Annotated in this window: 19 protein-coding genes; 5 read left to right on the top strand and 14 right to left on the bottom strand. The window is 61.3% G+C overall.

Going from position 1 to position 22,102, the window contains the following annotated elements; translation table 11 throughout:
* Positions 1-6 precede the first annotated feature (6 nt).
* Both U5A67_RS18515 and U5A67_RS18520 read left to right on the top strand, forming a co-directional pair.
* Complete coding sequence (locus U5A67_RS18515; protein ID WP_321815614.1) at positions 7-1,833, top strand: cytochrome c biogenesis protein DipZ; 1,827 nt, start codon at positions 7-9, stop codon at positions 1,831-1,833.
* A 144-nt stretch (positions 1,834-1,977) separates the two neighbouring features.
* Positions 1,978-2,970, top strand: a complete 993-nt coding sequence (locus U5A67_RS18520; protein ID WP_321815615.1) for a dicarboxylate transporter/tellurite-resistance protein TehA — start codon at positions 1,978-1,980, stop codon at positions 2,968-2,970.
* A 71-nt stretch (positions 2,971-3,041) separates the two neighbouring features.
* On the opposite strand, the gene U5A67_RS18525 is transcribed toward U5A67_RS18520, so the two are convergent.
* The 5 genes from U5A67_RS18525 to U5A67_RS18545 form a co-directional block, all read right to left on the bottom strand.
* Positions 3,042-3,434: a 2-oxoglutarate dehydrogenase gene (locus U5A67_RS18525; RefSeq protein WP_321815616.1), complete on the bottom strand. Its 393-nt coding sequence runs from the start codon at positions 3,432-3,434 to the stop codon at positions 3,042-3,044.
* A 76-nt stretch (positions 3,435-3,510) separates the two neighbouring features.
* On the bottom strand, positions 3,511-5,325 hold the full coding sequence (locus U5A67_RS18530; protein ID WP_321815617.1) for a S10 family serine carboxypeptidase-like protein: 1,815 nt from the start codon (positions 5,323-5,325) through the stop codon (positions 3,511-3,513).
* 563 nt (positions 5,326-5,888) lie between these two features.
* Complete coding sequence (locus U5A67_RS18535) at positions 5,889-6,998, bottom strand: S-(hydroxymethyl)glutathione dehydrogenase/class III alcohol dehydrogenase (RefSeq protein ID WP_321815618.1); 1,110 nt, start codon at positions 6,996-6,998, stop codon at positions 5,889-5,891.
* Positions 6,999-7,089: 91 nt separating this feature from the next.
* Positions 7,090-7,365 (bottom strand): formaldehyde-responsive transcriptional repressor FrmR, encoded by a 276-nt coding sequence (frmR, locus tag U5A67_RS18540; RefSeq protein WP_205980862.1) that lies wholly within the window; start codon positions 7,363-7,365, stop codon positions 7,090-7,092.
* A gap of 82 nt (positions 7,366-7,447) precedes the next feature.
* Complete coding sequence (locus U5A67_RS18545) at positions 7,448-8,260, bottom strand: helix-turn-helix transcriptional regulator (protein WP_321815619.1); 813 nt, start codon at positions 8,258-8,260, stop codon at positions 7,448-7,450.
* Positions 8,261-8,457: 197 nt separating this feature from the next.
* On the opposite strand from U5A67_RS18545, the gene U5A67_RS18550 reads away from it, so the two are divergent.
* Entirely contained in the window at positions 8,458-10,218 is a 1,761-nt protein-coding gene (locus tag U5A67_RS18550) for an amidohydrolase (protein ID WP_321815620.1), read from the top strand.
* Between the two features lie 34 nt (positions 10,219-10,252).
* Positions 10,253-11,440, top strand: a complete 1,188-nt coding sequence (locus U5A67_RS18555) for an MFS transporter (RefSeq protein WP_321815621.1) — start codon at positions 10,253-10,255, stop codon at positions 11,438-11,440.
* Between the two features lie 42 nt (positions 11,441-11,482).
* Here U5A67_RS18555 and U5A67_RS18560 read toward each other — a convergent pair whose 3' ends face one another.
* From U5A67_RS18560 to U5A67_RS18600, 9 genes are all read right to left on the bottom strand, one after another.
* The gene (locus U5A67_RS18560; RefSeq protein ID WP_321815721.1) at positions 11,483-11,986 is read right to left on the bottom strand and encodes a DoxX family protein; all 504 of its coding nucleotides are present in this window, start codon (positions 11,984-11,986) and stop codon (positions 11,483-11,485) included.
* Positions 11,986-12,768: a DNA-binding domain-containing protein gene (locus U5A67_RS18565; protein WP_321815622.1), complete on the bottom strand. Its 783-nt coding sequence runs from the start codon at positions 12,766-12,768 to the stop codon at positions 11,986-11,988. Before U5A67_RS18565 ends, U5A67_RS18560 begins: the two co-directional genes overlap by 1 nt.
* Complete coding sequence (locus tag U5A67_RS18570) at positions 12,758-13,624, bottom strand: DUF692 domain-containing protein (RefSeq protein ID WP_415767869.1); 867 nt, start codon at positions 13,622-13,624, stop codon at positions 12,758-12,760. Before U5A67_RS18570 ends, U5A67_RS18565 begins: the two co-directional genes overlap by 11 nt.
* Positions 13,625-13,687: 63 nt before the next feature.
* Positions 13,688-13,999 carry a DUF2282 domain-containing protein gene (locus U5A67_RS18575; protein WP_205980868.1) on the bottom strand — a complete coding sequence of 104 codons (312 nt, stop codon included), beginning with the start codon at positions 13,997-13,999 and terminating at the stop codon, positions 13,688-13,690.
* A gap of 249 nt (positions 14,000-14,248) precedes the next feature.
* Entirely contained in the window at positions 14,249-15,433 is a 1,185-nt protein-coding gene (locus U5A67_RS18580) for a porin (RefSeq protein WP_321815624.1), read from the bottom strand.
* Positions 15,434-15,517: 84 nt separating this feature from the next.
* Positions 15,518-17,656 carry a phosphocholine-specific phospholipase C gene (locus tag U5A67_RS18585; RefSeq protein WP_321815625.1) on the bottom strand — a complete coding sequence of 713 codons (2,139 nt, stop codon included), beginning with the start codon at positions 17,654-17,656 and terminating at the stop codon, positions 15,518-15,520.
* 135 nt (positions 17,657-17,791) lie between these two features.
* Positions 17,792-18,055 carry a hypothetical protein gene (locus U5A67_RS18590; protein WP_321815626.1) on the bottom strand — a complete coding sequence of 88 codons (264 nt, stop codon included), beginning with the start codon at positions 18,053-18,055 and terminating at the stop codon, positions 17,792-17,794.
* A gap of 24 nt (positions 18,056-18,079) precedes the next feature.
* Complete coding sequence (locus tag U5A67_RS18595; protein ID WP_321815627.1) at positions 18,080-20,164, bottom strand: LamG-like jellyroll fold domain-containing protein; 2,085 nt, start codon at positions 20,162-20,164, stop codon at positions 18,080-18,082.
* Positions 20,165-20,263: 99 nt separating this feature from the next.
* Positions 20,264-21,157, bottom strand: coding sequence for a LysR substrate-binding domain-containing protein (locus U5A67_RS18600; protein WP_205980876.1), 894 nt, complete (start codon positions 21,155-21,157; stop codon positions 20,264-20,266).
* A gap of 510 nt (positions 21,158-21,667) precedes the next feature.
* On the opposite strand from U5A67_RS18600, the gene U5A67_RS18605 reads away from it, so the two are divergent.
* Positions 21,668-22,042 (top strand): DUF3331 domain-containing protein, encoded by a 375-nt coding sequence (locus U5A67_RS18605; protein WP_205980878.1) that lies wholly within the window; start codon positions 21,668-21,670, stop codon positions 22,040-22,042.
* Positions 22,043-22,102 lie beyond the last annotated feature (60 nt).

The following is a 22,102-nucleotide window of genomic DNA, read 5'->3' on the forward strand; positions in this document are numbered from 1 at the left end:
CGTCTCATGTTACTGCTCGTGGTTGCCTTCATTGGCGGTGCGTTCACCGTACTCAGTCCGTGCATCCTGCCGGTCGTGCCGTTTGTTTTCGCGCGTTCGGAGCAGCCGTTCGTCACCGGCCGCCTGCCGATGCTGGTCGGGCTTGCGGGCACCTTTGCGCTGCTCACCGGGCTGGGCGCGGCGGGGCTCGACGGCGCGGCGCAGTTGAGCCAGTACGGGCGTTATGTAGCGCTGGCGCTCTTTGCGGTGTTCGGCGCGGCCTTGTTGTTGCCCGCGCTGGCCACCCGGCTCGCGCAGCCGCTGACGGGTCTTGCAGATCGCTTCATGACGCGCTCGAATGCGCAAGGCGCGGCGGGGCAGATCGGTTCGGCGCTGTTGCTCGGCGCGGCGACGGGATTGCTGTGGGCGCCTTGTGCCGGGCCGATCCTCGGTTTGATCCTCACGGGCGCGGTGCGTCATGGCGTGAGCTGGCAGACCTGGGTGGCGCTTGGCGCGTATGCGGTGGGGGCGGCTTGCTCGCTGGCAATCGTGGCGAGTCTCGGCAAGCGGGCGATGGATGCGCTCAAGCGTTCGCTCGGTGTCGGCGAGCATGTGCGCCGCGCGTTGGGCGCGCTCGTGCTGGTGACCGTGGGCGCGATTGCATTCGGGCTCGATACGCGCGTGCTGGTGCATTTGCCCGGTTCGCCGACGCAGGATCTGGAAAGCCGCTTGACGCAGCGCTTGAGTGCGCCGGTGGCTCAGCCTGTTGTAAAGCGCAGTGTCAGGCCCAGCGTCGCGCAGCAGACGCAGCGCGCGAATGCAGCGCATATCGTGCGGGTTTCGGCATCGGTGCCTTCGAATGAGGGTGTTTCGCTGCCGGTGCAAGGCACGTTGCCGTCGCTCGACGGGGCATCGGCGTGGTTGAATTCGGCGCCGCTCACACCGCAGTCGCTGCGCGGCAAGGTCGTGGTGGTCAACTTCTGGACGTACTCGTGCATCAACTGTCTGCGCACGCTGCCGTATCTGAAGACGTGGGCGCAGCGCTATCAGAACGACGGGCTGGTGGTGGTCGGCGTGCATACGCCTGAATTCGGTTTCGAGCACGATCAAGGCAACGTGAAGCGCGCCTTGGCGGACCTGAATATTCACTACCCGGTGGCGCTCGATAACGACTATCGCATCTGGAATGCCTTCGGCAATGCGTACTGGCCGGCGTTTTATATCGTCGATGCGCAAGGCAAGGTGCGTTTTCACCACTTCGGCGAGGGCGGGTACGCACAGGCCGAACAGGCGATCCAGCAACTGCTCGCCGAAAACGGCCGTGCCGCTCAAGCCGATGCCGATGTCCATGCTGCGCCGCAAGTGAACGCGAGCGGCGCGCAGGCTCCGGCGGATCTTGCCGATACCGGCTCCGGCGAAACGTATCTGGGTTATCGCGAAGGACGCGGTTTCGCTTCGCCGCAATCGTTGCAGGCCGATACGGCCGCGAGTTACACGCTGCCCGCCGATCTGCCGCTCAACGCGTGGGCGCTCGACGGACGCTGGACGATTGGCGCGGAATCGGCGGTCCCGGCGGCTGCGCAGGCGGGCGTGGCGTATCGCTTTCATGCGCGCGATCTGCATCTGGTGGTGGCGCCTGCGGCGGATGGCAAGTCGGTGCGCTTTCGCATCACCATCGACGGAAAGCCGCCGGGCGCTGCGCATGGCGCCGATGTCGCCGCCGATGGCACGGGCGTCGTGACCAGTGCGCGGCTTTATCAACTGGTGCGCCAGCGCGGCGCGATTGGGGACAAAACATTCGAGATCCGTTTTCTGGACGCGGGGGCGCGGGTTTATACGTTCACGTTTGGGTGAGTCGGGTCGGGGCGCGAACAGAAATACGCATGAGACGATCGGGCATGTTGTTGAAACGGCCCAGCATTCGCGCCGCGCCCGCCCGCGCATAAAGTCACTCCATCGACGGCGGCCTTCGCTGCCTCAAGTTTCGGGAGTGATGTCATGTACGCATGGATGACAAAACATGAACCGATGCCGGCTGGCTTTTTCGGCATCGCAGTCGGGACGCTGGCGCTGGGCGGCGCATGGCGGGTGGCGGCGAAGTTGTGGGAAGTGCCAGCTTTTGCGGCGTCGGCGCTGACGGTGCTCGGGCTGGTGGTGTGGGCCGCCGTGATGGCGATGTACGCGCTCAAGTGGGTCGCCCATCGCGAGGCGGCGCGCAAGGAATGGCAGCACGAAGTTCAATCGTCCTTCGTCGCGCTGGCGCCGGTTTCGACGATGCTGGCCGCGCAGGCGCTCAAGCTCTGGTCGCACGATCTCGGTCTGGCGTTGTTCGTGGCGGGCGCGGTGGCGCAGATCGGCGTTGGCGTGATGTTGCACGGGCGGCTCTGGCAAGGTGGACGTAACGCGGAACTCGTCACGCCCGCAATTTATCTGCCGACGGTGGCGGCCGGTTTCGTGGCAGCAGCAACGGCCGCGTCGTTCGATTTGCCCGAACTGGCGCTGATGTTCTTCGGCAGCGGCGCGCTGTCGTGGCTTGCCATCGAATCGAAGCTGCTTAATCGCGCCGCGCTGGCGGCACCGACTGCGCCGGCCCTGCGTCCGACCTTCGGCGTGCAACTTGCGCCGCCGGTGGTAGGCGGTGTCGCATGGATGGCGATCATGAACAGCATGCACGTGTCGCTGGCGGGCGCAGCAGGATTCGTGGCCTACGCGCTGCTGGGCTACGGTCTGTATCAGGCGCTTCTGTTGCTGCGTCTGCTGCCGTGGATTCGTGCTCAGGCTTTTGCACCTTCGTACTGGGCCTTCAGCTTTGGCGTGGCCGCACTGCCGACGCTCGCGATGCTCATCGCCCAGCATGGCGGCCCGCTCTGGGAACATGAACTCGCATTCGCTCTGTTTGCTGCTGCGAATGGCGTGATTGGACTGCTGTTCGTCAAGACTGCTGCGTTGCTTTGGGAAGGTAAGCTGCTGCCGGCGCGTGTGCTGCAATAAGCGACCTGACACCCAGCGCGAAATGGCCTCACCCGACGGTGAGGCCATTTTTTTTGCGCTACGGTTTTACATTACTGCTGTTGCTGCTTTTGCAGATATTGGCGCACGTCGTTGATCGATACGCGGCCCGTGTGCGCCGTATCGATCTGATCGAAATGCTGCGCAATAAAGCCCAGGCCGTTGGTTTGCGCCTGGGTCTTGCTCACGGTCGCGCCATCGCTCAACACGGTATTCGCGCCAAGGCGGGCTTCAATGCGCTTTTGCGCTTCCTGCTGCAATTGCGTGCCAGTAGATGGCGTTACGGCTTGCGGACGGTTCGTCGGGAAGAACGGTCCGTCCACGCCATGGCCGCCCTTGGGCAACTGGACCGGCGCGACGGATTGCGTTGCTGCCTGCGCCGTGCCGGTCACGGCGAATCCCACGATGAGCGGCGCGATACGCCAGAGCTTGTCGGATAGATACATGATCACTCGCATTCAGAGGGTTGCATCGATTCGTTGTGCGGCCCCTGGTGCCGGGCCGCGCGTGCGTATGCCGTGATTAAGGCTGTGCGGCAGTTTGCGCAATCGCCGTGGTCGAACCGGCGGGGTCTTCGTCGGGCCACGGCGAAGGCAGCGTCCACACCGAAAGCGCTTGCGGAATCGGCTGGCCTGCGTAGTACTTGATCAGATCGCTTTTCATCTTCGGGCGCGCGACATCGTCGAGATAAATCATGTGTCCGCCCTGGAAGAAGTTGACCTCCAGATTCGCGCTCAATCCCGCTACGGTTTGCAAACGCGCGAGCTGCTTTTCCGTATTGAAGAACGGCGTGGCGAGATCGTGATAGCCGTTTTCGGACAGCACCTTCAATTGCGGATTGAGCGTGATTGCGCCGAGCAGATCGGGCAGGGTATCGGGCAGTGGCTGGCCGTCGTGCGAGAAGTCCCAGACTTCGATAATGCTGTCGTTCAGCGGCATATACGTCGCGTTAGGCGCGCTGTAGCCGAGATAATCCGGCAATTGCGTGGCCAGCGCAGTCGTGAATGGCTGCGAGATCAGGATGTCCGATGGATCGCCATCGGCCTGCAAACGCGGATCGGAATTCGGCAGCGAAACGCGTCCGTCGTAGCGGCCAATCGTGGTGCCCGGGATCAACGAGTAGTTGAACCCATTCACGTTGAAATAGCCCTGCAAAGCCTGCTGCGAGAGACTCGACGGCCAGCGCCACGAATCCAGCGTGCGCGCTGGCGGCAAAACGGGCGTGCCGAGTGCGTCGGGAATGCCTAGCTGGCTGAGTACCCACGTCTGCGAGTATTTCTTGAAGTGGTTGTACTGGCCCGTTGCGAAGATTTCCGATTGCAGCGCGAATAGTCCCTGATCGATCAAAGGCGGCGAAACCTGATTGAAATACGCCGCCACTTCCGCATAACCGGGGTAATAGCCCGCTAGCGTATCGGTATCGAGTTGCAGACCGGCCGTGGAATCCGTGATGGCCGTGGCTTCGATCGCATCGGCGAAATAGTTGAGAATGGCCGATTGCAGCACGATGCCGCTCAGTTGCACGCCCGCGGTTTCCAGCGCGAGCGCGAGCATGTCGGTGCGTGGCGTGCCGTACGATTCGCCGTAGAGATAGATCGGCGAACTGCTGCGGTTATTCGCGGCCAGATAGCGCAGGATAAAGTCGCGCATCACGTCCACATCGGTATCGCAGCCCCAGAACTTCTGGTTGGTGTTCGGCAGGATCGCTTCGGAAAGGCCGGTGCCGGGCGGGTCGATAAAGACCATGTCCGTGGTGTCGATCAGGCTCTCCGTGTTATTGACGACCGGAAAATTCGGCCAGTTCGTTAGCAGCGGATCAGGCGTGGCGACACGCGTGGGCGCGAACGAACCAAGCCGCAACCAGATCGAGGAAGAACCCGGGCCGCCGTTATAGATGAAGGTGACGGGGCGCGGCGAACCGTTGGTCGAAGGCGCGGTATAGGCGACATAGGACATGGTGGCATCGGGATTGCCGTTGGCATCCGATGCCGTCAAATGCCCGGTGGTGGTCGTGTAATTGATCGTGGTTTTGCCGGAATTCCATTGGTAGTGCATGACGGCCGCTTTTTCCGCGACCTGGCTGGCGGACAGGCCGTCTTTGGCATTTAGCGAATAGGCGATAGGGTCGGTATAAGGTTGATTGGCATTCGAATTGGCGCTGGCGTTTTGCTGGGCGGCGGCCACCTGTTTCATTGCCGTGGCCGAGGCGCCTGATCCGCTATCGCCGCCACCGCATCCCGCCAGTATCAATACGCTCAGGATCAACGCGCCAGACCCGGCGAGGCGCAGGCGGGCGCGGCGGCTGAGATTGAGGTTACTACGGCTGTCCGCATTCATATCTGTCCCTGTGAATGGTGAATACCGCAAGCAGATAAGCCGCGTTTGCCGGAAGGGAACGTTTTTAAAAGCCAATACGGTCCCGCGTCGGCGCATACTGCGGCTGACAATTAACTTTCTATATCCGACATTTTTAATACAATTTGTCGCGATGAAAATTAATCAGGATGCCTATGAAAAAACAAAGCCAGTGCGGATAAAAAGACAAAGGGAAGCCCATGAAGCCTGAACGGCCTCTAGAGATTCCCCGCGGAAAGATTTGGTAATGAAAGAATGCAGAGGAAAAATAGAGCGTGTTGCAGCGCTTTGTCAAACACTGTTACACGCTATGCTGCATGGATGAATGAATGGCTTTAAATATGCTTTAAAGCGATCAATTAAATTGCGGAAAAATAAATTGCCAGGACATCGCCCATTTCGACCGCAGTCGTTGCATAGACAATCAGATCGATATGGCGATGAAAAGAGGGAAACGTTGGCCGCTTTGCCCACCGTCACTTATGACAGTGGGCAAAGGGTAGCGGCACGAACGACGTGCCGCGTGCAGGCTTGCGTGGTGACGCTTAGTAGTGAACCACGGTGCGGATCGACTTGCCTTCGTGCATCAGGTCGAAGGCTTCGTTGATACCCGCGAGATCCTTCGTGTGCGTGACGAACGGTGCAAGCTGGATCTTGCCGCTCATGGCGTCTTCGACCATGCCCGGCAGTTGCGAGCGGCCCTTCACGCCGCCGAACGCCGTGCCCAGCCAGCGGCGGCCGGTCACGAGCTGGAACGGACGCGTGGAGATTTCCTGGCCCGCGCCCGCCACGCCGATCACCACCGACTGGCCCCAGCCGCGATGCGCGCATTCCAGCGCCGCACGCATCACATTCACATTGCCGATGCACTCGAAGCTGTGATCCACGCCCCAGCCCGTCATCTCGACGATCACTTGCTGGATGGGCTTTTCGTGATCCTTCGGGTTCACGCAGTCGGTCGCGCCAAAGGCCTGCGCGAGTTCGAACTTGCCCGGGTTGGTGTCGACGGCAATGATGCGGCCGGCTTTCGCGAGCTTCGCGCCCTGGATCACCGCGAGACCAATACCGCCGAGACCGAACACGGCCACGGTATCGCCTTCCTGGACCTTGGCGGTGTTCTTCACCGCGCCCAGACCCGTGGTCACGCCGCAACCGAGCAGGCAGACCTGTTCCGGGTTGGCATCCGGATTGATCTTTGCCAGCGAGACTTCGGCCACGACCGTGTATTCGCTGAACGTCGAGCAGCCCATGTAGTGATAGACCGGCTGGCCGTTGTAGCTGAAGCGCGTCGTGCCGTCCGGCATCACGCCCTTGCCCTGGGTGGCACGCACGGCCACGCACAGATTGGTCTTGCCGCTCTTGCAGAACAGGCATTCGCCGCATTCGGCGGTGTAGAGCGGAATGACGTGATCGCCGGGCTTGACGCTGGTGACGCCTTCGCCCACTTCGACAACGATGCCCGCGCCTTCATGGCCCAGCACGGCGGGGAAGAGGCCTTCGGGATCATCGCCGGAAAGCGTGAAGGCATCGGTGTGGCACACGCCGGTATGCGTGATCTTAACCAGCACTTCGCCCTTGCGGGGCGGTTCGACGTCGATCTCGACGATTTCGAGGGGCTTGCCCGGCCCGAATGCAACGGCTGCACGTGATTTCATAGCAATCCTGGTGAGTAAGTCAAAAGGTCCGGACCCGCTCGGGCGGCCGCCGGCGCGATGAATGAACAGTCAGCGAACGATCGACGCTGGATCAGCGCAGATAGGAACGCACGAGAGAAACGACTTCGTCAATGGATTTTTGCGAGGTGTCGTTGGCGCTGGCGAGGCTCGAAAACTCCTCGCGCAGATGGCTTTCGAGCACCCCGGCCATCAGGCCGTTGATGGCGCCGCGCATGGCGGCAATCTGCTGAAGGATGGGCCCGCAATCCGTGCCTTCTTCCAGCGCGCGCTCGAGCGCGTCCAGCTGGCCGCGCACGCGGCGAACCCGGGCCAGAACACGTTTTTTTTCTTCGACGGTGTGGGGCATGATGGCTCCCGGTCACATACTGGACGGGAGTATGCCACAAGTACTGCGGGGGAGTATACGCGGAGTGACGTTTTGTAGCGGCTTATTCAGACGAATGCGCCCACTGCAGCAGTTCCCATTTCGTACGCACATTGAGTTTGGCGAACGCACGCTTGACATAGGATTCAGCAGTCGAGAGCTTCAATTCCAGCATCTGCGCGCTTTCTGGAATGGTCTTGCCGCTCAGCAGGCTACGGCAAATCTCGCCTTCACGGCGCGAAAGACGGATTTCCTCGCGCGCGATGCGTTCTTCGAAACGCGATACGGGCGTGCCCTCGCGGCGCGGCGTGCTGATGCGCCTTGCCGAGGCCGTTCGCGAATGCATTTCGCACAGCGGAAAGAGGAATTCCCCCATCTGCTGCAATACGGCCAGTTCCCGCAGCGAAAACGCCGCGCGACCTTCGCAGCGCGCGAGGCCCAACGAATAGCGCTCGTTACGCGTGCCGTGCGAAATCACGCATTCCTGCGCGATGCGCGCGGGCATGAAAATCTCTCTGCGCAAGCCGTCGTCGGTGAGGGCCCCCACGTCGCGCTGGATCAGCAACTTGCCGGTCGAACCGCGAATCGACACAAAGAGCGGATCGCGATCGCAATAACTCGCGTAGTAGCGATCCATGATTTCGCAGATCAGCGCGTATTCCTCGCCGGTGCTGCCGATCCATTCCGTCGTATAGCCGGAAGGGCTGCGGGCATCGGGGCGCAATCGTTCGAGATGAATGGCGTCGGCCTGAATATCGCCGGTGACGAACTGGCCGAGCGAGCGCACGAAATCCGGCGTGCCCACCCGTCCGACAAGATCGCCCAGTGCGCGGGGCGAAATGGTGAGCGTCTGGAAATCGTGGGTGTCGGGGGCCATTGCGTCGTGCCTGCGGGTCGGGAATAGCGCCACCTTAACCGACCAGAAATGCGCTGTCTGCCAGGACAACCCAGGACAACCCAGGGCAACCCAGGGCAACACCGGCAGCATGCCCCCCCAAAACAGGGCAGACCGCGCAATTACGGCTGGATACATTTCGCGCCACATCGAACGATTACGACTCAAAGGAGCGACAGGTGGCGACACAAACTCACAACCTCACTTCCGGCCACGATCTCGGCGTACCGTTTGCAGACATCGTGTTCCGCAACGCCAGGGTGTATACGGTGGACCCGCACAAACCTTGGGCCGATGCCGTCGCGGTGCGCGGCGATCGTATTGTTTTTGTGGGCGACGAAGCGGGGCTTGCGCGCTTTATCGGCGGAGAAACGAAAGTCGTGGACGTGGGCGGCCGTCTGATGCTGCCGGGTTTCGTGGAATCGCACTGGCATTTTTCGACCACGGCTTTTGCTTTTCAGGCGTTCGTGAATTACGAAGATCCGCAGAAAGTCCTCGCGGCCTTAGCCGACTATGTGAACGGCCATCCGGAAGAAAAGAGCATCACGGGCATGGGCTGGATTCAGGCTACGATTCCGCCGGAAATGCTGCGTAAGGAAACGCTCGATTCCATTTGCGCCGACAAACCGGTTTGCCTGCTTTCGACCGATTTCCACAGCATGTGGGTCAATTCGAAGGCGCTTGAAATTGGCGGTATCGACGCCGATACGCCGCCTGTGGAAGAAGGTTCGAGCTGGTTCGAGAAAGATCCGGTGACGGGCGAACCGACCGGCCTGGTCGTCGACGGCGCCGCTTATTCACTGCTGATGCGGCGCATTAGCGATGCGGGGTATCTGCCCACCGGTATCGATCTGTACCTGCAATCGATTGGCGTATGGCAGGAAAAACTGGTGGCTGCCGGCATTACGACGGTATTCGATGCAGGTTTTCTGGACCCGAGCGGCGATCAGACGCTGCTCTATGAAACGCTGCAGACGATGGAGCGCGCGAACAATCTCAAACTGCGCGTGGTGGGCAGTTACGCCGCGCTCGGGCCGGTCGAGGACCCCGTGGGCACGCTGGTGGAATATCGCGCGAAATACCAGTCGCCGCTTGTGAAAGCGCAGGCGCTCAAACTCTTTCTCGACGGCACGGAAGCGAATCACACGGCCTATCTTCTCGCACCGTATGCGGACCGTCCGCACACCTGCGGCGAGCCGACCATGCCCATCGATCAATTCAAACAATATTTGCTGCAGGCGGATAAGGAACGTATCGACGTCATGGTGCATTGTGTCGGCGATGCGGCCGTGCGTACCGCGCTCGATGGATTCGAACTCGTGAACGCCACCAATCCGCCGCGCGAACGCCGTCACGTCATCACGCATGCGTTTCTCACCCATCCCGACGATATCCCGCGTTTCCGCCGTCTGGGTGTGATGGCGAATACGCAATTGCAGTGGGGTGTCGTCGACGTCTACACCGAACTCATTCGCGAGCATTACGGCACGGAGCGCTGGAGCAATATGTACAAGTTCCGCACGTTTATTGAAGAAGGCGTGACGGTTTCGATCGGCATGGACGGGCTGGCGTGCCAATGCCGTTGCCAGCATCGGCCGGTCGAGCATATCGAATCGGGTCACACGCGCCAGCTTGCAGGCGAACCCGACGCGCCTGTTTTCCCCGATATCAACGAACGTTTGAGCGTGCCGCAACTGATTGCCGCATACACGATCAACGGCGCGTACCAACTGCGCATGGAACATGAAATCGGCTCGCTGACCGTGGGCAAGCGCGCCGATCTGATCGTACTCGAAGACAATCTGTTCGAAGTGAAAAAGCACGATATCGGCCGCGTCAATATCGGCGTCACGATGATGAATGGCGCAGTGACGTATGCGCAGGGCGCGCTGGGCGAGCAGTTGCAAAGCGCAAGCCTCAAAGCGATGGAATGCGCGTGATTCAGGCAAGGACATTCCATTCGGAGGCCGCATCGTGAATCAAGCTTCGTCTGAATCTGTTTCGCAAAACAGCGCTGTCTTTTTGCTGGCGATGCTCGCCCTCGGCACGGTCGCGCCGACCGTGTTCTGGGGGCTGCCCGCGATCGTCGGGCAGATCGCGCAGCAATGGGGATTCGGTGCGGCGCAACTGGGCATTGCGGTGCTGGGCGAGGTGTTCGGCATGGCGGCGGGCACCTTGTTAATGGCGTCGGTGCTCGCGCGCCAGCCGGTGCGCATCGCGCTCGCCGCGACGATTCTGCTATCGGCACTGGCGAATTTCATCACACCGCTTGCGCACACGCTAACGCTTTTTATCGTCGTGCGCGCCGTGGCGGGGATCGGATCGGGTGCGATGAGCGGTATCGCTATGACGTGCCTGTCCTATACGAAATCCGCGGAGCGCAACATCGGCTGGCTGGTGTTGTTGCAGGTGCTCTGGAGTATGGCCTTGCTCGGCTACGTGCTGCCCGTCGTCGGCGGGATGGCGCATGCAAGCGGCACGTATGTGTGCATCGGTGTGTTGTCGCTCGCGTTTCTTCCGGCGGTTGCGCTGTTCGGGAAACAGGAGGCCTTTGTCGATGCCGATGCCAGCGAAGGTGCGCATGTCGATCTACGCGGCGTGATCTTGCTGCTCGGCAGTTTGTTCGCGCTGTATTTTGGCGTGGGCGTGCTGTGGACTTTCCTCGAGCAGATTGGCATGCGTTCCGGCCTGAGCGAAGCGCGTGTGGCAACCACACTGGTGATGGCGAACCTCGTGAGTCTGGCCGCATGCGTGGTGATGCCGCGACTCGGGCGGGGCAACGGTTTGCGGCGCTGGGCCGTCGTCAACATCGGCGCATGCGTGGTGTCGGCGGCGGCGTTGACGATGCCGCAAACGCCCGACCGTTTTGCGCTTGCCGCGATCGTCTTTATCGTGGCCTGGACGGGCGCGGCCACGCTGATCTTCGCGACGATGCCGCGCGTGGATACGGTCGGGCGTTATGCAACGCTTTCGCCGGGGGTGCTCTCGCTGGGATTCGGCATTGGCTCGGCGGCGGGCGGCGAGTTGATCGAAATGCTCGATGCGCGTGCAGCGGTGGGGCTCGCCTGTGTGTTCTGTTGTGCGTCTTTACTGCTGTATATGAGCCTTGGGCGCGCTAACAGTACGGCAGAAGAAGCGCTGTCACGCGTAAGCCAAAGCTAGGCCTTAAAGCAAGGCGCGGTGGCGATGCCGCCGCGCCTCGATTCAGGACCGGCTGTTGCGATCGCCCAGCAGCCAGTCGATCGAAATCGCGCCCGGCCCCCAGGCCGCAATGCCCAGCGCCATAGCGGCCCACGTGATGTGAATGGGCCAGCCATCGGGAACCGTCAATTCGATAATGCAGGTCATCAGGAACAGGCCCACCGCGGCGAAACGCGTGCCCAGGCCGAGCGCCAGCAACACCGGAAATCCAGTTTCTCCGCATGCGGAAAGAAAGGCGAAAATCGCTGGCGCAGGAAAAGGATAAGGACCGCCCGGCAAATGCAGTTTAAATTCGTCGGTGAATAAGGTAATGGCCGTATCGTTGAGATGAAGAAAGCCACTCCATTTGAGGATGCCGGATCGCCAGAACGGCACGGCAAGCGCCACGCGTAGCAGCAGTTGCACGAGCCACGGTTGCGCGAGCTTTTCGATTATGTGACGCGCCCGCGCGATCGTCTTTGTAACGACAGCAGGCAAGGACGGTTTGAGGTCTTGCTGGGTCGACATCATGATGGTGCTCCGGGACGAATGGCAGTGAAAACGCCGGCAGAAATCATCGCCTGCAGATTGGTCTGAATATCGAAGGACTCATCGTCGGCGAAAGCGGTTTCAATGGCTTCGCCGAGCGATAAACCTGAAATAAGCGCGAGCAGGAAGGCCGCGCCGCCGACGGGCAGGCGCGAAACGATTACGTCCTGATCGGGACGTGTGATGAGCGCATCTTCCGCATCGCTCGAATGCAGCGGCTCGACAGGGCCTTCGCGTCGATTCATTGCGAAGATGGAAACCGCAGGAAAGCGCGAGCGGACAATGCGCGTTGCCGGATGCGCAACGAAGCGCACTTGCGCGAGCAAGCCGCTGTCGATACGAGCCAGATCGTGTGCCGATAAAGGCCCGGCATCTGCTGCGTGATAAGCGTCGAGCCATGCACGTTCGACGCGGGCAGTATCGGCGAGCCAGGGCATCTCGTGCGCGTATTCGTACGATTCGATAAAGGACGGGAAGTCTCGCCCGTATTCGAATAGCAATGGCGAAGACGGCGGCGTGGCACGCACGTGAAAGCGCGCCATCGCGCGGAAAAACTCAATACCCGTGATGCGCTGAACGGCCGGATAAATCGCGGCGAGCGCGTCGATCAAACTCACCGTCACGTTGTTGCGATAGACGTTGTACCGGTTGACGACGCCTTTGCCATGCGCGGCGATCACGTCATCCGGTGCGCAGATCGCTGGATCGATCAAGCCCGGTGTGAAAGCCGCCGGATACGACGTGTGCGGTTCAGGCTTCATGGCAATCTCGCTCGTGATGAAAGAGAATCTGATCGGTCATGATTTGCCGCGCCGTTTCGGCCTGCGCACGCAATTGCGAAAATGCAGGCAGATCACTGTCCCATTCGATCAGCGTAGGAACGGCGCCCGTTTGCCCGATCACCTTGGCGTAAAGATCCCAGACGCAATCGGCAACCGGGCGATCATGACTGTCGATCAGTAGTGGTGCGTTCTCATCGTCGTGTTGTTCGCTGTGACCGGCCAGGTGAATTTCACCTACGTATTCGAGCGGAAAGGCCGCGAGATAGTCGTGCGCCGAATAGCCGTGATTCACTGCGGAAACAAATACGTTATTCACATCGAGCAACAAGCCACAACCGGTTCTTTGCGCGACTTCGCGCAGAAAGTGGGTTTCGCTGATCGTCGACGATGCGAACATCACGTAGGTGGATGGGTTTTCAAGCAGGATCGGTCGGCCAATGACGTCCTGCATTCTGTCGATATGCGCGCATACGTGGTCGAGCGTTGCGCGGCAATAGGGCAGTGGCAGCAGGTCGTTGAAGAATGTGCCGCCGTGCGAGGACCACGCGAGATGTTCGGAAACGAAGGCCGGTTCGTAACGCGCAACAAGATCGCGAAAGCGCGCAAGGTGCGTGGCATCGAGCGCATCCGGTCCGCCAATCGACATGCAGACACCATGCAACGAAAGCGGATAACGCTCGCGAATGGCGATGAGTGCGCGATGCGGCGGCCCGCCCGCGCTCATATAGTTTTCGGCATGCACTTCGAAGAAGCCTTCAGACAAGCCTTCTTCGAGAATCGCATTCAGATGCGCGGGTTTGAAACTGGTGCCCACGAGAGCAGAACGGCCGGGCATGTTCAACGCCATTGATCGGATTAAATCGCTCATGATCGTCCCACTCCCATGGATCACGCAGAATCAGGACTTCATCGGCATGAGCGAGCCGTGGCCGCCGCCCGGCACCTGGATGCTCGTGCAGGTGCCGCCTTGAACGAACTTCCACGAGTTGCCCTGGAAGTCCATTGCCGAGGTGCCCTGGCAGGTCGTGCCAGGGCCCGCTGCGCAGTCGTTTTGCCCTTTCAGCGCGACGCCGTAGCACTTTTCCTTGTGCGCTGCGATAGCGGCGCTGGCTTCGGCCTGAGTGAGCGGCGCTGCGTGGACGGTGGAGGCGAGCAGGCTTGCAACAGCGCCAGCGAGCAGGGCGGCATTGACGTTGAGCTTGGCGGACATGAGTATTCTCCGGTGGTAGAGGTAGTGGGTATCCGTCGCGGATACACCAGCTAATTCGCAGCCCTCCTGCCACGGGTTACAGCGCACACGAAAATTTTTTATTGGGTTGTCCGGGTGGTTTGTAATGTTGCCGCAAGCATCGCAGGACGCGATGGTCGAATAGCGAGCGAACCACACGCGTTGATGCGCAAATGAAAAAACCGCGCATCCCAGATGCGCGGTCATTCATTCCGGAGTGTGCTACGTCGATCAGAACTTGTGGCGAATACCCACGGTCGCGATGGCCTGCACGGTGTTGTTCGATGAATAACCGTAAGAGCCAATCGATGCTTCAGCCGGTGCGGTGCCGCCCTTGCCGTTGCCCTGCGTGCCGCTCGCGTGCTGCCATGCACCCATCAGATAGACATCGGTGCGTTTCGAAAGCGAATAATCCGCGCCGGCGGAAACCTGATGATATGTCGCGGACGTATTGCCATCAGCCTTCGTATAGATATAGCCAAGGCCAAGCAGCAGCGCAGGCGTGGCCTGATAGCCGACATACGCGCCGCCCACGTTATAGCGTTGCGTGCTGCCAAAAGCCGATTGCGCATCAGGACGATACTGCGCGTTGCTATAGCGCAGATTCATCTTCACCGGTCCCATTACGTACTGAACTGCAACAGAAGCAATGCCAATCGACTTCGCTGTGATATAGCCATTGTTCAGCGGAGTATTCGGATCGAAGTTACCGTCGAAGGTGCCGTCCGAGGTGCTGCTCCAGCCCGTGCGCTTGACGCTCGATGCTGCATTGGCCGCGTAGAAGTAGCCTGCTGCCGCGCTGAACTGGCCGATCGAGTACGTGGCCGCGCCCGACCACGTCTGGCCGGAGCCCGTTTGACCCGCCACGCCGCCGAGTGCGTAAAGGCCTTCGAACTGGAAGCCCGAGAACACCGGCGAAACGTATTTGATTGCGTTGTTCGTGCGCGAGCTGTTGTCGTTGTTATCGACGTCGCCCGGCGTGGAGAACATGCTGCTGAAGTCGTTATCGGCGGTAAGCGGCTGGATCATATCGACGAGCGGATCATACTGGCGCCCGAGCGTCACCGTGCCCCACTGGTCGCCGGAAAGGCCCACGAATGCCTGTCGGCCAAACATACGGCCGCCCTGGTGGAAGCCGCCCGAATTCGGATTGAAGCCATTTTCAAGCTGGAAAATAGCCTTGAGACCGCCGCCCAGATCTTCGGCGCCCTTGACGCCCCAGCGGCTGCCCGAGAGATTGCTGTCGGCCATGCCCCAGCGATGCTCGCCTTGCGAATTCGCGTGGCTCACATACTGGATCGACGTGTCGATCACGCCGTAGAGCGTGACGCTATCGGCTGCGAAGGCAGCCGAACTTGCGGCCGAACCGGCGCCGAGCAGGGCAAGCGAAAAACAGGAAAGGCGAAGCGTGTTCATCTGCGAGTTCATCGGTTATGTCGTTGTGTGACTGTGGTTGAGGTGAAACGGTCTTTTCATCGCGTATAGCGGGGACAGCGAGGCTTAATTGGCTGCGCCCATCGCCGGATCGCTCACGCTGTCCTTGCCGGTTTCGACGCGGCCCGCGAAGCGGCGCGTCACGCCGTTTTCGGCGGCGAGCGTGAAGTCGTACCAGCCGTTCGATGCCGTGAGCGACCAGTACGGCTCGACCTGCATACCGGCGGGCACGCTGTAATTCCAGGGGCCATCGGCGCGATAGGCGTTGCTCGTGACCGTCACGCTCGTGGTGGCCGTGCCCGTGTTCATGATGGTCAGATACACGGAGTTGTTGGTTTCGTCGTAGCACACGCGCACTTCGGGCTTCGGACCCGTTGCGGCCGCAACGACATTGCCCGTGAACGCGCGATGAAAGCCGTTCGGGCCGAGCACCCAGAGGTTATAAGCGCCGTTGTCCGTCGATACCGGCGTCCAGATATCCGAGAGTTCCTTGCCCGCTTCCACGGTGTAGCGGCGCGGCGCGCGATCCAGATGCAACTGGTCGTAGACATGGAACACCGCACCAGCGCTGCCCGTATTGCTGAATACGAGCCACACGGCGCTGTTCTGTGTATCGACGTTGGCGCTCGTATGCAGGTGATAAGGCAGTGCGCGCGAGGGGCGCTGCATCAGCGCCTGCTTCGGCATCGTCTGCGTGGCGACCGATGGCACCGGCACCGATCCCAATGCGCTTTGCTGCGCACTTTGCGCGTCCGCAGCGGCTTTGGTCGGCGCGGACATCGCGGCGGGCGTGGCGTCGTTTGGCGTCGCAAAGTTGAAGCACGAAGTGAGATCGCCGAATACCGTGCGTCGCCACGGGCTGATATTCGGCTCGCTCACGCCAAAGCGCGCTTCGAGAAAACGCAGCACGGAAGTGTGATCGAACACCTGCGAATTGACGAAGCCGCCCGTGCTCCACGGCGACACGACGAACATCGGCACGCGCGGGCCAGGACCATAGGGCAGGCCGTCGGGTTTGAGCGGCGACGAATCGCCGGGCGGGTTCGGCACCGTGAAGTATTCGTACTGCGTGGTGACGGTGGATTTGCCCGCATACGTGCCGTCGCCGTTGGGCGAAGGCGCGTCGGGCGGCGGCATGTGATCGAAGAAGCAGTCGTTCTCGTCGTAGTTCACGATGAGCACGGTCTTGCTCCAGACGTCTGGATTCGCGGTCAGCGTGTCGAGCAGCAGTTGCAGGTAATACGCGCCCTGGCCGGGTGTGGATGCGCCCGGGTGCTCGCAATAGGCTTGCGGCGAAACGATCCAGCTCACCTGCGGCAATTGACCGGCGGCGATATCGTCGCGCATGGCCTGCAGGAAGCCGCCATCGGGCATGGTATTGCCGATGCCCTTGTAAAGCGGCGAGAGCGCTTCCATTGCCGCCGTATAAGGCGCATTGGGCGAACCCGGCACGGTCTCGTTGACCTTGCGGAACGAGGCGAAGCCGGCGAGCGGGTTGTCGGTGTAATTGTCGGGCTGGTTTTCATAGACTTTCCAGCTCACACCGGCCGCTTGCAGACGTTCCGCGTAGGTGGTCCATGTTAGCCCCGTTGCGGACGATCCCAGCCCGTCCCAGCCGTTGTTATTCACCACGGCGTAGTTCGAACCGGTGGGGCCGTTCGTGCCGGTCCACATGAAGATGCGATTCGAGTTCGTGCCGCCGTGCAGCGAGCAGTGATACGCGTCGCAGATCGTGAATGCATTGGCCAGCGCGAAATGAAACGGCAGGTCGGCGCTTTGCAGATAGCCCATCGACACATCGCCTTTCGACTTCGGCCATTGCGTCATGCGGCCGTTGTCCCAGGCGTTGTGCGAATCGGTCCACGAATGCGCGCCGCCTGCCAGCAGTGCGTTCCCTTTCGTGCTGTCGAGATAGAAGGGCAGCACCGTGCGGCTGCCGTCGCTTTGTTGCCAGACGTTCGCGCCGCCCGGTTGCGGAATCGTGAAGCGATCGGCGAAACCGCGCACGCCGGGCAGCGTGCCGAAGTAATGATCGAACGAGCGGTTTTCCTGCATGAAAATCACGACATGCTGCACGTCGTTGATCGTGCCGGTGGTGTTGTTCGCGGGAATCGCGAGCGCACGCCGGATCGCGGGCGGAAACAGGCTGAGCGAGGCGCCCGCCGCGGCGGCGCGCAGGAAATGACGGCGATCCATTGAAGTCATGATGGGCAGTGGTGTCGATGTGGGCGCGCGCGCAGGCAGACGCGACCGGGCGGGCCGGCGCGCGTCGCGCTGATGCGTGCGCTGATTCGTAGATTGATCGGCGATCTGTCGCGCGGGCTGCGAGGCCCGCGACGCTCAAGGTGCGCAGTCCAGTTGCGTGTTGAGCAAAGGCTGCGATGCCGTGGTGCCCGAGGCCGCACAGGCCCCCGATGCAGGCGCGGCGACGATCGCCACCGGCGCACTCGCGCCGCCTGCACCGGCTGCCGCAGCGTTAGCAGTTGCTGCAGTGCCGCTGGCGTTGCTGCCCGCACCGTCGCCGCAAGCCGAGAGAACAGCGAGCAGCGTGAAAGCGCCCAGGTTGCGCACGCGATGCAATGGCTTCATAGCGTCTTTATTCATCGTGGAATCTCTAGAACGAATCCCTTAGGGCAGGAGCGTGGATAGCGGCTTGCCGGAACCGTAGACAGTCTGCAATTCGGCTTCCGTCACCGTGCGCGACCAGAACGCGAGATCGCCGAAAGACTGCACATCGGGCGGCGTCGCTGCGCATTTGCCGGCGGTATAGGGCGCGGTGTCTTTGCAGGCGTTCATGTAGTACTGCCCCGTGCCGTCCTCGTTCAGGCCGAACGATCCGAGACCCGGCAGCTTCGCCACATTCGCCGTCACGGACGTGCTGTACTTTTGCTCGCCCAGCACCGGATCGAATACGTAACCCGTCATCGTCTTGCCCGTCGTGTCGATGGTGAGCGCGACATACGCCCATTTGTTGGCGGTGACGGTTGCCGAATTCATATCGTTGCGCGTACTACCATCGCCGATATTGAAGCGCACGTTGCAGCTCGTGCTGGAGCCCGGGAACAGGCCGATTGCAATGCCCGCATTGCCGCCGGAGTAGTAGTTCTTGTTCGACAGGATCGGCGTGCCGTTGCCCGTGAGGTTCTGGCACGAGGTCATGAACCAGAAGCCGAGCGTGAACTGCGCCTGCTTCGTGACGTCGTTGGTCTGCTGCAGTCGATAGCCGTCGAAGCCATTCGTATCGACGATGCTGGTGTCGATCTTTAGACCCTTGCCGCCGAATGTATCGGTGGTGAGCGCGCCGCCATCGGCGTCCGAGGCCCACGCGGCGAGCGTGCTTGCGCCCATTTTGTCGATTGCCGGCAGCGCGCCGAACGGGTAGTAGGTGGCGAGGCCGTTCGTGAGCGTGGTGGCGAGTGCGGGCGGCGGCGCCGGGGGCGGTGGCGGCGCGACATAGGCCACGCGGATCAGCGATGCAGCCGGCGCGGTGCCCGCCGCCACGGTGTAATTGAACGTATAGGCGCCCGTTGTGCTCACACCCAGATTGCTGTCCGTATAGGTGGTCGTGCCGGCGGGCAGCGCGGCGATCTGCTGGCCGTCGCGCAGCACGGTGATCGCGCCGCTGCTGGGCGCGGTCCACGTGAGCACGGTGCTGGCGTTATCGCTGCCGGTCACGCCCAGCAGTTGCGATACCGGCTGCTGGCCAGTGAGTTCGCCGCCGTCGAGCGCATAGCTTGCCGCGGCGGGCAATGCGCCGCGCCAGGCCAGCAGCGTGGGCGCGATATCGGCGATGCTGGCACGCGTATAGAGATCCGCGAGCGACGTGGGCGCTGCGCTGCTGCCCTGACGCCCGTTGCTTTGCACATTCATGCCGATAAAGCTGGTGGATTCCGGCGCGAGCGGCAGGCCGTCGGTGCCGCCCGCCGCGTTCAGACCGTGACTCGCGCTGACCATCACGAGCCAGTTTTCGTTGCTGCGCTGCGCTGTTTCGGCGATCAACGTGCCCACGGCGCTATCGAGTTGCGCGAGCGTGCTGGCGTAGTTCGTCGAGTTGACGCCCCAGTTGAGCGCCGCGTCCTGCGCCGAATGATATTGCGCGACGACTAACGTATAGCCGTTGTCGATCATGCTGACGCCTTGCTTCGTTACGCAGCTATCGACCGATGCGCAATTGACGACGCTATCGAGGAAGCCCGCGTTCTGCTCGGGCGCGAGGATCGCGGCATAGCCCGGCGAATCCACGGCCGCGCCCAACGTGCCCGCACCCGCCGATTTGAGCATGGAGAATACGGTGGGCGCATGCAGCGCCTGCCCGGAGGCATCGGAATTGATCTGATGACGATCGGCCCAGGTGCCGGTCACGAGCGTGGCCCAGCCCGGCGTATCGAGATTCGGCTGCTGGCTGAGCGTGCTGTTCACCCCGCCGCTATAAGCCGGTGCGATCTTGAGTCTGGCGAGGTTCGGCAGCTTGCCTGCCGCGATGGCCGTTGTGAGCGCGTTGTACGTCACGCCGTCGAGCTCGATCACGAGCATCTTGTTGACGGGCGTGGTGGTGGTACTGCTGTTGTTGCTCGTCGCGCTGTTGGCGGTGCTCGAATTGACCTGCGTACCAGGCGATTGCGCCGCATCGCCTCCGCATCCTGCCAGCGCGCCTGCGAGCACGAGCCCGCATAGCGCCTGCACCGCTGTTTGCGCGGTTGCCTGCCTCGTCATCGTGTGTCCCCTGGTGTTCGTAGCGCCGGACAGTCCGGCGAGTGCAGGGAATCTTACGAAGCAGGTAAGACGGGCTTATTTCGTTTTACCAAAGATTACCTATGGGTGTATCGGCAATTTTTGGGTGAGGGGTAATGTCTCGGTGAGCGTCGCCATGAAGGCGCTGATGATGCGCGTGTTCGCGCGGCTGCGCAGATGATAGAGATATTCGTGGACCACCGGGCCTTCCGGCGCGATCGATACCGCCACCAGCGATGCGCCGCGCGGCACTTCGCCCGAAGGCATCAGCGAGCAGCCCAGGCCGTGACGGATCGCTTCGCAAATGGCTTCGCGTCCGCCAATTTCGATGAGCGCGGCGGGCTCGATGGCGTGACGCGCGAGCGCGGCTTCGGTGGCGTCGCGCGTACGCGAACCGGGTTCGCGCAGCAGCAGCGTTTGTGTTTCGAGCACGCCGAGTTCCACCTGGCCCTTGCCTGCGAGTGCATGATCGGGCGCGACGACGAGCACGAGTTTATCGTCGGCGATACGGTGGCATACGAGGTTGGGATCATCGACGACATTCGACGAGACGGCCACATCGACGCGAAATTCCATCAATGCTTCGAGCACGCCCTGCGAGTTGTCGATCTCGATGCCAAGCTGCACATGCGGATAACGCCGCCGGAATGCCGCGATGGTGGGAAGAATGTAATAAGGACCCGTGGCGCCGATGCGGAAACTCCCTGCAAAGAGTTCGCGCTCGTTGCGTAGCGTGAAGTCGATGTCGTGCTCGGTCTGCATCATGCGATCGATCATCGGCATGAGTGCTGCGCCGGTCTGCGTGAGATCGAGACGGCTGCCGCGCCGGTAGAACAACTCGACGCCATATTGCTTTTCGAGTTGCTGGATGCGCGAGGTGACAGTGGGCTGGCTTACTTCGAGCCGCCGGGCGGCAGCGGTGATGCTGCCTTGCCGGACGGTCTCGTAGAACGCTGCAAGTAACGAAGCAAGCATGATCGGCGCGTAAAATGGCCGTCACTTTACTGTGTTATTGCGACGTTTTTGTTACGGCGCGGTAAGACTTTTTGAATGCTGCGAGTGTTTTTCCAGAATTCGAACGCCTTGATTCGAAAATGCAAGCCCGGCGCTCGAATGCACCAGGACCTCGCGGAAGTGCCCAACGAGCGGCCGTCCGTAGTCAGACGAATACGCTGCCAGGAGCGCTCGAACAGCGTCAGGCCGAAACTGTACTCCTTTGAACCCGCCCGGAGTGTGATGCCTGGGGCGGTCTGGCGGGCACTACGATCCACGGTATCGCTGAGCGATTGCAATGTATTCGTCAGAGCTAAACAGCCTGACGAATACAAACAGACCGATTCATCGTATCGGGACGAAATAGATCATTTTCGTGATTCGAGTGCTAGCATGCAACTCAGCGCAATGGCTTCGCTCGCTCCGGAAATACAGGTCGTACGAATCAGTCCCAATTCGAGCCCTAACCCCGCATTGAAGGAAAGACACGCCATGCAGCAACTCAATACCGGCAATGCCTGGCAATACACGCTCACGCTGCTCGGCGGCGGCTCCGTGCTTCATGGCCTTGACGCCGCACACCACGAAACCGTCGACGCCGTTCCCGCGCGCCGCGCCAATCTGGCTTTCGTCGACGTGTGCAAGGACAATCTCATTTCCGTGTCGTGGAGCGATCCCACCAGCGGGCACTACACGGAACAACTGTGGCGCCTGTGCATTGCGCGAAAACGCGGCATCTGCGCGCTCACGGGTTCCGATATTCAGCGCGGCGACAAGATTTACCGGCCTTTTTCACGCGGCGCAGCGCCTGGTAATGCGAATTGGGCCGTGTTGGCCTCGGCGCTCGACGTCGATTTGAAGGGCTGAAAAAAATCCCCAAAGCGGGGCTTTGGGGAGAGTGGAAGTCATTTCTGAATGATCGGCTGT

It is taken from the genome of Paraburkholderia sp. J69-1, from assembly GCF_905220255.1.
Lineage (GTDB): Bacteria > Pseudomonadota > Gammaproteobacteria > Burkholderiales > Burkholderiaceae > Paraburkholderia.

What these genes read in the sequence shown, in the direction of transcription:
- U5A67_RS18545 (WP_321815619.1), bottom strand. Translation starts at nt 8,260, where the DNA reads ATGGCCCCCGACACCCACGATTTCCAGACGCTCACCATTTCGCCCCGC.
- U5A67_RS18515 (WP_321815614.1), top strand. Translation starts at nt 7, where the DNA reads ATGTTACTGCTCGTGGTTGCCTTCATTGGCGGTGCGTTCACCGTACTC.
- U5A67_RS18565 (WP_321815622.1), bottom strand. Translation starts at nt 12,768, where the DNA reads ATGAAGCCTGAACCGCACACGTCGTATCCGGCGGCTTTCACACCGGGC.
- U5A67_RS18575 (WP_205980868.1), bottom strand. Translation starts at nt 13,999, where the DNA reads ATGTCCGCCAAGCTCAACGTCAATGCCGCCCTGCTCGCTGGCGCTGTT.
- U5A67_RS18560 (WP_321815721.1), bottom strand. Translation starts at nt 11,986, where the DNA reads ATGTCGACCCAGCAAGACCTCAAACCGTCCTTGCCTGCTGTCGTTACA.
- frmR (WP_205980862.1), bottom strand. Translation starts at nt 7,365, where the DNA reads ATGCCCCACACCGTCGAAGAAAAAAAACGTGTTCTGGCCCGGGTTCGC.
- U5A67_RS18535 (WP_321815618.1), bottom strand. Translation starts at nt 6,998, where the DNA reads ATGAAATCACGTGCAGCCGTTGCATTCGGGCCGGGCAAGCCCCTCGAA.
- U5A67_RS18605 (WP_205980878.1), top strand. Translation starts at nt 21,668, where the DNA reads ATGCAGCAACTCAATACCGGCAATGCCTGGCAATACACGCTCACGCTG.
- U5A67_RS18580 (WP_321815624.1), bottom strand. Translation starts at nt 15,433, where the DNA reads ATGAACACGCTTCGCCTTTCCTGTTTTTCGCTTGCCCTGCTCGGCGCC.
- U5A67_RS18520 (WP_321815615.1), top strand. Translation starts at nt 1,978, where the DNA reads ATGTACGCATGGATGACAAAACATGAACCGATGCCGGCTGGCTTTTTC.
- U5A67_RS18600 (WP_205980876.1), bottom strand. Translation starts at nt 21,157, where the DNA reads ATGCTTGCTTCGTTACTTGCAGCGTTCTACGAGACCGTCCGGCAAGGC.
- U5A67_RS18585 (WP_321815625.1), bottom strand. Translation starts at nt 17,656, where the DNA reads ATGACTTCAATGGATCGCCGTCATTTCCTGCGCGCCGCCGCGGCGGGC.
- U5A67_RS18525 (WP_321815616.1), bottom strand. Translation starts at nt 3,434, where the DNA reads ATGTATCTATCCGACAAGCTCTGGCGTATCGCGCCGCTCATCGTGGGA.
- U5A67_RS18570 (WP_415767869.1), bottom strand. Translation starts at nt 13,624, where the DNA reads ATGCCCGGCCGTTCTGCTCTCGTGGGCACCAGTTTCAAACCCGCGCAT.
- U5A67_RS18590 (WP_321815626.1), bottom strand. Translation starts at nt 18,055, where the DNA reads ATGAATAAAGACGCTATGAAGCCATTGCATCGCGTGCGCAACCTGGGC.
- U5A67_RS18595 (WP_321815627.1), bottom strand. Translation starts at nt 20,164, where the DNA reads ATGACGAGGCAGGCAACCGCGCAAACAGCGGTGCAGGCGCTATGCGGG.
- U5A67_RS18530 (WP_321815617.1), bottom strand. Translation starts at nt 5,325, where the DNA reads ATGAATGCGGACAGCCGTAGTAACCTCAATCTCAGCCGCCGCGCCCGC.